Source organism: Microcoleus vaginatus PCC 9802 (assembly GCA_022701275.1).
Taxonomy (GTDB): Bacteria; Cyanobacteriota; Cyanobacteriia; order Cyanobacteriales; family Microcoleaceae; genus Microcoleus; species Microcoleus vaginatus_A.
Genome location: CP031740.1, coordinates 2579963 through 2594904 on the forward strand (window position 1 = coordinate 2579963; position 14942 = coordinate 2594904).

Consider the following 14942-nt stretch of genomic DNA (forward strand, 5'->3'; position numbering starts at 1 on the left):
TTTTTAGTCCCCCTCTGCCGGGACTTTTTTTGTAGAGTAGCGGTTTCAACCGCCGATCAATCTTTGATATCCTGCCACCCATTCCACGATCGCCTCAGTCAATCCATCTAAGGTATATTCTTTGGCTTCCACATCTAACTTACCCAATAAATTTTGGCAGCTTTTGGAAGTTTCCGGGCCGATGGATGCGATGCAAACGTTTTCCAACCAATCCTTAGACAGGGACAATTTTGGGCTTTCTTGTATGAGATTGCAAAAGTTATGTACGGTTTTGGAACTGGCAAATGTTATGATATCTACGGCTTGATTTTGGAGTGCGGATAGGGCGATCGGATCGATTGTTTCGGGACAGCAAGATTGGTAAGCTGGCACTTCTATTACTTGCGCTCCTTTGGTGGTGAATTCTTTAACTAAAACTTCTCTGCCGCCGCTTTCTACTCTTGGAAATAGAATCTTGCAGTTTTGCAAGTTATCGGGGAAGTTATCGACTAGGGAATCGGCGACAAAGTTGGGGGGAATAAAGTCTGGTTGTAGAGAGTGCGATCGCAAACTTTCTGCTGTTTTTTTCCCGACAACGGCGATTTTAATACCAAACAAACTCCGGGCGTCTTTGCCTTTTGCTTGTAATCGTTGAAAAAAGCAGTCTACAGCGTTATGGGAAGTGAGAATTAACCAGTGAAAGCTTGACAATTGTGCGATCGCGCTGTCTAATGGTTCCCAACTCGAAGGTGGCCCAATTACCAAGGCGGGCATTTCGATAACGCGGGCTCCTTGTTGCTGGAGTCGATCGCTAAATTCAGCCGACTGAGAAACCGATCGCGTGACTAAAATGGTTTTTCCTGCTAGCGGCAATTTGCTGTTATTAGTGGTGACAGGTGTATCGATCATATTTGTGCTTTCTGGCTGGATTAAATATTCGCGCAATCTAACTACTTCCCCAATTACGATCACGCAAGGCGATAAAGATTGGCCTGCTGTTTGCTGTACAATGTTGGAGAGAGTGCCCAGCCAAATTTGCTGTTCGGGGCGGCCACAATCTCGGATAATGGCGATCGGAGTTTCGGTCGAGCGTCCGTGCTTGTGCAATTGCCAGATGATCTCACTTAAATTGCGTCCTCCCATCAATATTACCAAAGTTTCTATCTGCACTAATGCTTCCCATTCCAGAGCGTCCGGCTCATGGGCGCTCATCACTGCAAAACAGCGACTCATTACCGGATCTGTGAGGGGAATTCCTGCTAGTAAAGGTGCGGATAGGGCGGAAGAAATTCCGGGTATTACTTCAAAGTTGCAGCCCGCTGTGATTAATGCTTGAATTTCGGAACTAGAACGACCAAAAATAAACGGATCGCCGCTTTTTAGCCGCACGATTTGTTTTCCGAGTTGGCAATGTTCTACCAGCAAACGGTTGATTTCTTGCTGCTGCGTGGAAGGTTTGCCGCCGCGTTTACCGACTTCGATTTTCCGACAAGTTGCTGGGATTAATTCGAGTTGCGGGATGTCGATGAGAGCATCGTAGATTAAGACTTCGGCTTGGGATAGCAGTTGGTGCGATCGCACTGTCATCAAGTTACAATCTCCGGGTCCCGCACCGACTAGATAAACTTTCCCTTTTTGGTTTTTCACAATTCCTCCTCGATAGTATAGTTTTATGAATATTGCTAGCCTATAGTAAGACGCGCCGAGGCGCACCCTACACTATAGTAAGACGCGCCGAGGCCCACCCTACGGTATACTCAGCAGTTTATTGTATAAGAAAAGCTATTTATGCAGATTATCATCATCACGGCCGCCGATGCAAATTACTTTGAATTGGTGCGAGGTACTATTTTATCGGTGCGGGAAAAACCCGAGGGCGAAAATGTGGCGATCGGCTTTTTCGATCTCGGCTGCACTCCCCAACAGTTGCAGTGGCTGGAAACACAAGTTAATATCATTCAAAAGCCCGATTGGGACTTTGACTTTCCTGGCAGAAATGAAGCTCCCGAACATTTAAAAGGATTATTAGTTAGACCTTGTTTGCGAAAATACTTTCCCAATTTTGATATATACCTTTGGATCGATGCGGATGCTTGGGTTCAAGACTGGAGAGCCATTAATTTGTTGGTTGAAGGAGCATCGCGCCGGGGACTGGCAATTGTTCCCGAAGTTCACAGGGCGAGCTTGCAGCAGTACGGGCAACTTCCTCAGTTTTGGCAGTGGGTTTATCAACAATACGAAGCTAACTTTGGTGAAGAAATTGCTAATAAATTATACAGTTATCCGATATTAAATGCCGGAGTTTTCGCACTCCGAAAAGATGCTTTGCACTGGGAAATTTGGGCTGACAAACTCAATCAAGGATTGCAAAGATCCGGCTGTGTCATGACAGATCAATTTGCCCTCAACCTCGCTGTTTACAGTGGCAAATTGTTCAATCTGACTGAAATGCTCCCAGCTTGGTGCAATTGGATATTCAACGGTTTTCCGGTTTGGGACAAGCAGCGAGGCTGTTTTGTGGAGCCGTACTTGCCGCAGGAGGCGATCGGCATTTTGCATTTAGCTGGCCGCCAGCAGTTTGACCGAGTACAATTGATGGCAACTGACGGCGATATACTGGAAATTAGCGTCCGTTATCAACCTAAAAAACAGGCAGCAATACCAATATTTCAAAAACCCAAAATGACTTACCAACAATCTGAACTAAGCAAAAATAATTTATTACAACCAGGCGATTATGTTTCCCCAGGCTTCCAAATAATTATACCTGACTCCTATTTCCCCAATATGATTATTGCCGATCCAAATGCAAGTAACTGGCCTTACTTGCGCCGGGAAATTCCGCATAATTGGTATGCAGACAAGCGCTATCCATTCATCGGGTTTTTGAATCGCGACGAAGCGCACATCCTTTACAATACAGCCCTGCAATTCAAAGGTAAAAAAGCCTTAGAAATAGGCTGCTGGCTAGGGTGGTCTGCCTGTCACTTAGCCCTCGCAGGAGTTGAGTTAGATGTCGTCGATCCGCTGTTAGAAAGAGAGGACATTAGACAAAGCGTAATCGACTCAATTCAAGGTGCTCTAAATGCGTCGGGCGTTCAAACATCAGTCGAGCTAATACCCGGCTATAGCCCCCAAAGAGTAGAAGAATTTTCCGCTCAATTCAACCGCAAATGGTCGTTAATTTTTATTGACGGAGAACACGGAGGTGATGGGCCGTTAAATGATGCCATTGCGTGTGAAAAATTGGCTGAGGAAGATGCAATAATTTTATTTCACGATTTAACCGCTCCAGATGTTGGTACAGGTTTAGATTACTTGAAGCAAAGGGGATGGCAAACGGTAGTATATCAAACAATGCAAATTATGGGGGCTGCTTGGCGGGGCAATGTCGAGCCAGTAAAACATCAACCCGACCCCAATATTTCCTGGCAGTTCCCAGCACATTTGCACGGTTACAATATTAGCAGTTTAGAGACAATTAATTCTCAAACAGCCAGCCAAATTAATCAAAACCAACAGTCATCTTATACAAGAGATTTTCACCAATTAATCGGAGAAGGAACTCGCAGTTCTGCTAGAGAAATTATTCCCCTGCTGTTAGACTTGCTGCAACCCATTTTACCTAAAAGTGTGGTAGATGTGGGCTGCGGTACGGGAAGTTGGTTAGCTGCGTTCCACAAGTTGGGAATTGCTGATTGTTTGGGAATAGATGGTGATTATGTCGATCGCACTATTTTACAAATTCCTTTAAATCAGTTCCAATCCGCCGATTTAAAGCAACCGCTGCAACTAAACAGAAAATTTGACTTAGCAATTTCTCTGGAAGTTGCCGCACATTTGCCGGCTACCTGTGCCGAAAACTTTGTTAATTCTCTCACTCAACTAGCACCGGTGATTCTGTTTTCTGCTGCGATACCATTTCAAGGAGGCGTCGAACACGTTAACGAACAGTGGCCACAATATTGGGTTTATTACTTTCAGAAAAACGGCTATGCAGTTATTGACTGCTTGAGAAAAAAGATATGGAACAATGACAAAGTAGAGCCTTGGTACGCTCAGAATATCTTGATTTTTGTTAAACAAGAATACTTGTCGGGATATCCGAGGTTAGTAAATGAATATCAAAATACCGATCTGAATCAATTAGCCATCGTCCATCCCAAGATTTATTTTTACAGCTTGCAAGCTGCTAGAAATTCTGCACATAATTTACAATCAGAAAGTGTCAAACAAGTTACAGCATCGCCCCAATTGGCAGATAGACCTTTGGTATCTGTGATTATTCCCTGCTACAATCAATCTCATTTTTTGGTGGAAGCAGTAACTAGCGTGATTAACCAAACTTACAAAAATTGGGAAATTATCATTGTCAATGACGGCAGCTTAGATACTACCAGTACAGTAGCAAAAAATGCGATTGCAGCAAATCCCCAGCATCAAATTAGGCTAATAGAACAAGCTAATCAAGGGATATCAATGGCTAGAAATACTGGCATAGCGGCAGCAAACGGCCAATACATAATGCCCTTAGATGCCGATGATATCTTAGCTCCAAATGCATTGAGTTGTCTTTTAGAAATATGTCTAAAATCCACAGTACCTTGCATAGCATTTGGTTCTTATCAACTTTTTGGCGGCAATGAAAATCACACAATACCCAGTTATGATTTATATTCACCAAAAAAGATCAAACAATTTAATATGATTTGCACGTCTTCATTGTATCACAAATCAGTTTGGAATTTGGTCAACGGTTACAAAGCAGAGATGAAAGAAGGTTATGAGGATTGGGAATTTTGGGTTAATTGTCACAAACATAGCATTCCTTTTTTGGGAACGAGAGAAATAGTTCTTAATTATCGTCGCGTTCATGGTTCTAGGAATGAAACTGCTCAAAGTTACCATCATAAATTGGTAGCACAAGTTGTTTCTTACAATCCCGAACTATACGATATTGAAAGTGTAAACAGTGCTAACAAACTATTGGAATCAATCGCAAATTAATCTTTTTTATAAGGACTAAAGTCTATACTACGAACAATTTTCCGAAAGTTTGTAGTCAGGAGTTTAGTGTTATCTACATATCGGCAATCACATCCAAAAAACGCTTAACCTGTTTTTCCCAAGTCCAATCCAGCATAAAATTAGCCGCAGCTAAACCGCGACGTTTTGATTCTTCGCGATTAGTATAAACTTGTTCCAAAGCCTCGACAACTTCTGCAACCTCAGACTCTCCCCAACCTTCTACACCGGAAAAAGGAGCAGTAAGTTTAACTCGTCCTTGACTCCATAAAGGATAGCAAATGTGGCTGTAAATCAAGTCTAAATGACCAGTATTTGCTGATAAAATAGTCGGAATTCCGCAGGCCATACTTTCCATCGCGACTAAATTAGTGCCACCTTCGCAGCGGTTGGTGAAAATAGCGCAGTCGGCTTCTCGCAAAATCTGTCCAGCGAGGTGATTGGGAATTAAGCCGATGTCGATAAAAGAGTCAACTGGCAAACCGTTAGCCACTAACCATTGGGAAATTCCTAAACTTCCGTCGCCGTTGATATTGGGAAGTCCGGCAACGTTTCCGGTTTGTTCGATTCCCAGCATATACTGAGGCCAGAAGTTGTGCCAGGCTGTTAGTAACAAAGCCTCTGGATGTTTAGCGCGAAATCGTTTGAAAGCGGCAATTACAATATCTTGACCTTTGCGATATTCCAGTTTGCCGCCGGAGAAAATGACGAAGCGATCGCCAAATAGATTAGATTTAGGTGCAGGATGGAAAATTGTTGGGTCAATTCCTTGATGTACCATCGCCACATTAGTCAAGCCACAGCTTCTCAAAACATCCGCATTCCAGTTGGAACCTGCGACAATCGCGCTATATTTTTTGGCTGTTTCTAGTGCTTCTGCTGTGATTCGCGTGTCTTCAAAAAATATGACTCCTATTTGACAAGCGCTGGTAATTTGATTGTCAACTCCAGAGGATGCTAAATTATTCCCCAAAGCGTAAAGTACGGGAAAATTACAACTGATTTGTTTGTCGGAATTTGCTGCTACTAATTCCTGAAAACTTTTTTGCTTTTCTATTACAGGTAATAACAGGGATTTATGCAGCGGATTCATCGCTTCTGAGGTGATGGATGGCGGTGCTAAAAGCGCAACTTGCCAGGCTGGATTTTGCAGCAGTTGTAGTGTTAAATTCACGCCGTAAATTCCCCAACCGCTAGTGATGCTGATCGGCCAACTGATGCCCATTCCTGTAATTTGTGGGGGAGTTTCTGGGGGTTGGATTTGAGGCGGAGCATAAGAATCTGCGTTAGCAGGCTGAGGCTGGGAACGAGTAGATTGTAGGGGCGGTGCCCCCGTGCCCGCCCTCTCTAGCAAGGCTGCTTTTATACGATCGCAAACTCCATCCCAATCACCCGGTTTTTGCTGCCTAAACAACCGCGCAGTGGGATACCAAGGGCTATCTTCGCGTTCCAGCATCCAGCGCCAATCCGGAACAAAAGACAGCAAAATCCACACGGGTTTGCCCAAAGCACCGGCCAAGTGCGCGACAGAAGTATCTACGCAAATTACTAAATCGAGTTGCGAAATAATTGCTGCGGTGTCGGCAAAATCGACGCAATGTTCGCTTAAATCTTCAATTTGGTGTTGCTTTAATAAAGTGCGTGAAGCGCAGCTATCCTGTAGGGAATCGCCCGCTGACAAATCTTTCTGAAGACTGTAAAAACTCACTCCCGGAACATCTACAAATTTCAGAAAATCGCTCAATTTACACGATCGCCGATGATTGTTGCGGTGCAGCGGGCCGCCCGCCCATACAATACCTACTTTTAGTTTATTGTTCGGCTGTAGGGAAAATTTAAAATCCTGTGGCGGAGCTAAATAAGGAATATTCGCCGGTATATTTTCCAAAGTCGTCCCCAGAATTCGTGGCAAACTTAGCAGCGGGGCTTGTACTTGAAAATCTATCAAATCGCTCGGCCGGACTCCTACTCTATCGACTCCTGCAATTCCTTCAAATAAACGCTTCAGCAAGACATGACAAGCAACAATAACTTTGCCACCTTTTTGCTTAACTAAAGGAGCATAGCGGATAAACTGTATCGTATCGCCAAAACCTTGTTCAGGGTGCAATAAAATTGTTTTTCCCTGCAAATCCGAGCCGTCCCAAATTGGTTTCTCAAAAGAGCGCCGATCCAATTGTTGAGTTTGCCAGCGCGATTCGTACTCTGCAAAACCAGCATCAAAATTCCCAGTTAAAAGCAAAGCTAAGGCTAGTCTCAAGCGCCAATTTGGCGAGTTGGGGCGTAGTTGAATTGCTTTATTGTAGAAGTCGATCGCGTCTGCGACTTGTCCCTGTTCTTCAAGGGCAGAACCCAAATATAAGTTAGTTTCAGCCTGGTTAGAATTGATTTTTAGCGATTTTTGGTAATGAGCAATAGCCTCGGCTATTTGCCCGTTTTCCTGTTTGAGATAACCTAAATAACTGTGGGCTTCGGCATGGCTGGGTGAGGCGGCAATTACTTGTTCGTAACGAGCGGCTGCCTCTGCTTTTTTACCTTGTTTTTCTAAGGCATTTGCTATGTGAAATTGTACCTGTGCGGGCGATAAAGAAAATCGAGCCGAAGCTTCGGTATCTTCCTTACCAGGCACAGCTTGGGAACGAGTAGAAATTAGGTGTTTTAAGGCTGTTTTTATGCGAGCGAATACTTCCTCCCAATCGCCCGGTGTTTGCTGCCGAAACAGTCGCGCCGTCGGATACCAAGGGCTATCTTCGCGTTCCAACATCCACCGCCAATCCGGCATAAAACACAGCAAAATCCATACGGGTTTACCCAAAGCACCAGCTAAGTGCGCGACAGCAGTATCCACGCAAATTACTAAATCTAGTTGCGATATCACCGCCGCAGTATCGGCAAAATCGTTCAAATTTTCGCTTAAATCTATCACGGGAATTTGAGTTAACAAACTACGATTGTCAGCCGAAATTTCTTTCTGAATACTGTAAAAACTTACACCTGAAATATCTAACAATGTCAGGAAATAGCTTAAATCGCTCGATCGCTGAGAATCCTTCAAATGTTCTGAACTTCCCGCCCACGCAATCCCAACTTTGAAATTGCGCTCGGAAGTTAGGGAAAATTGCCAATTCTGCGGCGCAGCTAAATAAGGAACATTTGCCGGTATATTTTCTAAATTTGTTCCCAGAATATGAGGCAAACTCATCAGCGGTGCTTGTACTTGGAAATCCGGCAATTCATCCATCCGAACCGCCACTTGTGCGATGCCAGGAATCTGCTTAAATAAACGCTTCAGTTCTTGATAGCAAGAAATGATTATTTTACCACCTTTTTGCTGCACAATTGCCGCGTATCGCACAAATTGAATGGCATCGCCCAAACCTTGTTCGGAGCGGAGCAAAATAGTTTGTCCGTTCAAATTTGACCCATCCCAAACTGGTCGGTCAAAATTCAACCGTGGCAATTTTTTCGCCTGTTCTGTTTGCCAGCGCCACTCGTATTCTGCTAAACCGCGCGGCAAGTCCCCAGTCAACAGCAAGGCTAAGCTTAAATTGAAGTGAGCTTTTACACAATTAACATCGATTTTTATTGCTTTTTTATAACACGAAATTGCTCGCTTTACGTCTCCTAATTGTTCAACAGCACTGCCTAAATTAGTAAGAGCTTCTAGATAATTAGGGTTCAAAGATATGGCTCGTTCCAAGCTAGAAATTGCCTGTTCTATTTTTCCCGCCCCCAAGCATAACGTTCCCAGGTGATAGTGTCCTGTAGGATTGTTTGGTTCTACTCCTATTGCACGCTCGTAAAGCCGTTCAGCCTCGTCTAGCTGAGATTGTGTTTGCATCGCCACACCCAAATTTACCAGCGCGGGCACGTAATTGGAATTGACAGAAAGTGCTTGATGAAAACACGCGATCGCACTTGGCAACTCGCCCTGCTGCTGGAGTATCGCGCCGAGATTGCTGAGAGCTTTGACGTAAACCGGATTCAGGGCGATCGCCTTTTGAAAGCAAGATATAGCAGCCATTATATTGCCTTGATCTTGCAGCAAAATACCCAAGTTATTGTGGGATTGAGCGCAGTTGGGATCTATTTCGATCGCGCGCTGATAATAGGTGGCAGCTTCGGCTAAATCGCCTGTTTGGTGCAGGGTCACTGCCAAATTAGTCGTAGCCTCTATCGAACTCTGCTGCAAAACCAAAGCATTTTTAAAATAAGCGATCGCCTCGGCCAATCTTCCTTGCGACTTGAGAATATTTCCCTGATTAAACTGTTTTTGATATAATTCAATATTGGTTTGAGTTTCTCTTGGCGGTAGAGCTGGTTTATGCTGGACAATTCTTTCTCTCAGCGCCAAAGCAGCTTCTTCTAAAACTCCTTCCCAATCTCCCGCTGTTGACTGGCGAAACAGCCGCGCCGTGGGATACCAAGGACTATCCTCGCGTTGCAACATCCACCGCCAATCCGGCACAAAACACAGCAAAATCCACACTGGTTTGCCCAAAGCACCAGCCAAGTGTGCCACACAAGTATCTACAGAAATTACTAAATCCAGAGCCGAGATTGCCGCCGCAGTATCCGCCAAGTCGTGCAAATAAGAGCTTAAATCTGTTACAGGCATTTCCTCTAACAAAGCGCGATCGTCTGCTGTCATTTCCTTTTGCAAACTGTAAAAATCGGTGCCGGGAATATCTAACAGTTTTGTCAACAAATTCAGGGGTAACGATCGCACCTTATTGTGGGAATTTTTAGGATTTCCAGACCACACAAGCCCCACTTTCAAATTAGGAGTTTGACTGAGAGTAAATTCCCAACCGGGCGGCGGAGCTAAATAAGGAACCTTCGCCGGTATAGTTTCTAAAGTTGTTGCCAGAAGGTGTGGCAAACTCATTAGCTGCGCGTGAACTTGAAAATCCGGCGCATCCTCGGGATTAACTATTAACCCATCGATTCCCGAAACTTGTGCAAACAAGCGCTGCAAGTGCGGCAAACACCAAACAATTACCCTACCGCCTTTTTGCTTGACTACATCGGCGTAGCGGATAAACTGAATTGCATCGCCTAAACCCTGTTCCGGGCAAAGCAAAATAGTTTTTCCCTGCAAATCTTTACCATCCCAAAGCGGCTGAATAAAGTTGTGGGAGCGGAACTGTTTTTCTTTAACTAGGAGTCGCCATTCGTACTCGTAAAAACCGCGCTGAAAGTCTCCCGCCAGCAGCAAGGCTAAACCTAAATTTAGGTGAGATTCGGGATGGCCGACATTGAATTTAACTGCTTGGCTGTAGCAGGTGACAGCATCTGCAAATTGGCCGCGATCGTGCAAAGCACTTCCCAAATTGGTGAGGGGATTGATATAACCGGGTTTGAGTTCGATCGCCCGACGGTAACAATCGATCGCCTCTACCATTTTTCCCGCTTCCTCAAAAGCTTTGCCGAGATTGTTCAAAGCTTCTGGAAAGTCGGGTTTCAGGCTCAAAGCTTGCTGATAGCAGCCGATCGCATCTTCAATTTTGCCCTGTTTCTGCAGGACAATTCCCAGATTGCAGCGAGCCTGTGCACTAGCTGGCAATTGCTGAATCGCTTGCTGGCACACGGCTCGAGCCTCATCTAACTTGTCTTGCTGTTGCAGGGAACTCCCCAAACCAATCAGAGTTTCTGCTAAATCCGGTTGCAGTGCAGTCGATCGCTCGTAGTATGCGATCGCGCGGTCAATTTTGCCCTGTCGGATCGAGGCGTATGCTAAGTTGTGCAGGGCCTCCACATAATTTGGCTCGATCGCGATCGCCCGTTCGTAATTGGCGATCGCCTGTTCGTAATTCGCGCCCGCTTCCTCCCCTTGTGCCTCCAAAGCAATTCCCAAATTCAAATAAGCCACCGCGCAATTAGGATTGACTTGAATCGCTTGCTCGTAGCAGCTTATAGCCTCTGCCACATCCCCTTGCTCTTCCCGCAACAGGCCCAAATTAATCAGCGCTTCCGCGCAATTCGGGTTCAAAGAAAGCGCCCGCTCGTATTCTGCGATCGCCTGTTCAGTCTCCCCTGCTTCTGCGAGCGCGCTGCCCAAATTGCTCGCAGTTTCCGCCAAATTCCCGTCGATTGCTAGCGCTTGTCTGTAGTGCGCGATCGCCTCTGGGAGCCTGCCCGCTTGTTGTTTGACAACGCCTAAATTGCTGTGCGCGGCTGCGTAATTAGGATCGATCGCGATCGCTCGCTCATAACATTCGATCGCACCGCCAAAATCGGCTTGCTGCTGCAAATCTACGCCCAACCGAAACTCTGCATCCGCCGCATCCGAGGGCACAAATGCTGCAGCAACCGCGCCTAGAGCTTCCGCCACCCGAGCGAAAACGTCCTCCCAGTCGCCCCGCTGATGCTGGCGAAACAGCCGCGCCGTCGGATACCAAGGACTATCTTCCCGTTCCAGCAGCCACCGCCAATCCGGCGAAAACGCCAGCAAAATCCACACTGGTTTGCCCAAAGCGCCCGCCAAATGGGCGACAGCGGTATCGACACTAATGACTAAATCCAGTTTGGCGATCGCAGCGGCAGTATCGGCAAAATCGCCAAAATACGGGCTCAAATCTACGATCGACGTTTGATTCAACAGCGCGCGATCAGCCTCGGAAACCTCTTTCTGCAAGCTGTAAAAACTTACCCCCGAAACCTCCAAAAGCGGCAGAAACTGGCTTAAACTGCACGAACGCTGCTTATTTTTGCGGTGTTTTGGATTCCCCGCCCAGACAATGCCAACTTTCAAAGTGCGATCGGGCAGAAGGGTAAATTCAGCACCTGCAGGCGGAGATAAATAAGCTGTATTTGCTGGTATTGTTTCCAGCTTTGTACCGATAATATAGGGCAAACTCAACATCGGCGCTTGCACGTCAAATTCCGGCAGTGGCTCGCCTTTAACTATTAGCAAATCAATGCCGTCAACCGTTGCAAATAAACGGTGCAATTGCGGGTAACAGCCCACAATAACCCTACCGCCTTTATTTTTGACGATCGCAGCGTAGCGAATAAACTGAAGCGAATCACCTAAACCTTGTTCGGCGTGCAGCAAAATAGTCTTTCCCACCAAATCAGAACCGTCCCACAGCGGTCGGTATTCTCTCGCCGAAACAGTATTATCCGGCCCCGTCAAAAAACACGAGTGACCAGTGTGAAATTCTTTGATTTGCCAGCGCCACTCGTATTCGGCGAGACCATTTTCCAAATCTCCGACCAACAGCAAAGCCAAGGATAAATTCAGGTGAGCGCTAGCGTGATTTGGACTTAAATGAATCGCTCGTCTGTAGCAGGATATCGCATCTTCTACCGCGCCTTTTTCCAGAAATGTCCTGCCTAAATTGTTGATAGCTTCCACAAAATCCGGCAGCAATTCTAGAGCTTTGTGATAATACTCCAGCGCATCTTCTAAATTGCCCTGTTCTTGCAACACTGTTGCGAGATTGTTGTAAGCTTCCCAGCTATGCGGATGAATTTCCAGCGCTCGCCGGTACAGCTCGATCGCCCTTACAAGTTCGCCTTTTTCTTGCCGCGCCACTGCTAAATTAATCAGGGCGGGTACGAAATCCGGTTGAGCTACAAGAGCTTGCTCGTAATGTGCGATCGCCTCTTCCACTTGACCTTGTTCCTCAAAAATCTTTGCCAGGTTGTAAGCTGTTTGAGGAATATTTGGAGCGATGGCTAAAGCTTCTCGGTAATGGGGGATAGCGGCTTCCAATTCGCCATTTTCTTGCTTGAGAAAACCAAAATTAATCCGCGCTTGAACGCAATTTGGCTCAAGAGATATAATCTGTTCGTAAAGGGCGAGGGCCTCTTCCTTATCACCTGTTTCCATTAACTGTTCTGCTTGCCGCAATAAGTCCTCTAAAACAGCTAAATCCTCGCCAGCCGTTCCGATCGCAATCGATGTCTCAATCCCCTGCGATTGCTTAGCTGCGGAGCCTTCTGCTAACCCTTCGCTCGCCATCGCAAATATTTGTTTACTCTCTTTAACCACCGTTGCACCTGTCATTTTGAGAGCCACAGAATCGAGGTCAGGCGTATTATTAGCAGTCATTGCGAGTGAAACGAAGTCAAGCCGATCGTGGGCAGAATCCTCGGAATAACTAGCAGTATTGGCGATCGCAAATAAACTCAAAGCCGCCTGTACTTCCTCAAACAATTCTTGCCAACTTTCCGGCTGACTTTGGCGGAAAAGCCTCGCAGTTGGATACCAAGGATTATCTTCACGATCCAGCAGCCAACGCCAGTCAGGAGCAAAAGAAAGCAGCACCCAAACCGGTTTTCCTAAAGCACCGGCTAAGTGCGCCACAGCCGTATCGACACTAATGACTAAATCCAGTTGAGATATAGCCGAAGCGGTATCAGCAAAGTCGTTCAAATGCGGAGTTAAATCCGGCACTAAGTGTTGGTTCAACAAAGTGCGATCGCTCTCGGACAAGTTTTTTTGTAAACTATAAAAAGCGATTCCCGGAACATCCAAAAATCGAATAAAATCGCTCAACCTACAAGAACGCTGATTGTCTTTCCGGCGCTTCGGACTCCCCGTCCAAACAATCCCTACCTTCAATTTGGCATCAGAAGAAAGCGCAAATTTGCACTCAGCAGGCGGATATAAATAAGGAACATTTGCCGGTATTGTTTCCAGAGTTGTCCCCACAATTCGCGGCAAACTCATCAGAGGTGCGTGAAGGTCAAATTCTGGCAAACCTTCCAGACTAACTGATAAATATTCAATACCAGGAACTGTCGCAAACAACCGCATCAGTTCTGGATAGCAAGCCACCATAACTTTAGCGCCTCGGCTCCGAAGAATTGGGGCGTAGCGAATAAACTGAATAGAATCGCCAAAGCCTTGCTCGACGTGGAGTAAAATAGTTTTCCCCTGCAAATCCGAACCATCCCAAACCGGCTGTTTAAATTGCCTCGGTTGTAGTTGCGGAGTACGCCACCGCCACTCGTATTCAGCAAAACCGCGCTTAAAATCTCCGAACAATAGCAAAGTTAAAGCTAATTCCAGGTGGGCGGTGGCGTTGTCTGGCTGCAATTCCAAGGCTCGACTGTGACAAGAAAAAGCCTCTTGAAATTCTCCTAAATCGACCAAAGCGTGTCCGAGATTGTTAATAGCTTCCACGAAATGTGGCTTTAAGTTTAATGCTTGTCGGTAGTAGGATATTGCGGCTTTTACATGGCCTTGTTCGTGGTAAAATGCTCCTATATTGTTGTGAGCTTCGGGATTGTTTGGTTCTAGTTTTACAGCTTGCTGGTAGCAGTTGAAAGCTTCGGCTAATTTCCCCTGCTGTTGCAAAACTGTTCCCAAACCCATCAGAGAATATGTCAAGTTGGGATTGATTTTTAAAGCGTGGAGGTAACAGGCGATTGCCTCGTTTAATTGATTTTTTTGTTTAAATAAATGTCCTAAATTGTGCGCTGTTTCGTGCAGGTTGGGGTCAAGTTGCAGCGCTGTTTGGTAATATAAAATAGCCGCGTCTATTTCGCCTAATTGCTGTTTTGCCCACCCCAAATTATTGTAAGCGAGTGCGGAATTTGGCTGGATTTTGATTACTTGTTCGTAACTGGCGATCGCCCTTTGATACTCGCGTACATCCAGTAAAAGATTAGCCTTATTTAAATGTGCTTCTACAAAATCGCGGTTTTGGGCGATCGCTTGTTCATAAAAGTCGATCGCTTCGGCAATTTTTCCCTGCTGTCTCGCCGCGATTCCCAGCAAACACAGCACGTTTGCTGATTCCGGCTGCACTTCTATTATTTGCCGGTACAAATTTTCAGCTTCTAACAAACGTCCCGCTTGGTGATGTTCCCAAGCTAATTTCAAAGAGTCTTCGGCACCCAGTTTGCAGGCAGATTTCCGAATTTTTTTTTGAGAAGCCATAGTTGTCTTTGTTGTTTGGGAGTTCGCTAACTGGTAATTGCCC

3 protein-coding genes are annotated in these 14942 nt (G+C 45.7%); 1 reads left to right on the top strand and 2 read right to left on the bottom strand.

Annotated elements, in window-relative coordinates; translation table 11 throughout:
* Positions 1 to 45: 45 nt before the first annotated feature.
* Complete coding sequence (cobA, locus tag D0A34_10550; GenBank protein UNU19247.1) at positions 46 to 1626, bottom strand: uroporphyrinogen-III C-methyltransferase; 1581 nt, start codon at positions 1624 to 1626, stop codon at positions 46 to 48.
* Positions 1627 to 1767: 141 nt separating this feature from the next.
* On the opposite strand from cobA, the gene D0A34_10555 reads away from it, so the two are divergent.
* A complete protein-coding gene (locus D0A34_10555) occupies positions 1768 to 4986 on the top strand; it encodes a glycosyltransferase (GenBank protein ID UNU19248.1) in 3219 nt (1072 codons plus the stop codon).
* Positions 4987 to 5059: 73 nt separating this feature from the next.
* Here D0A34_10555 and D0A34_10560 read toward each other — a convergent pair whose 3' ends face one another.
* Entirely contained in the window at positions 5060 to 14899 is a 9840-nt protein-coding gene (locus D0A34_10560) for a tetratricopeptide repeat protein (GenBank protein UNU19249.1), read from the bottom strand.
* Between the last annotated feature and the right edge of the window lie 43 nt (positions 14900 to 14942).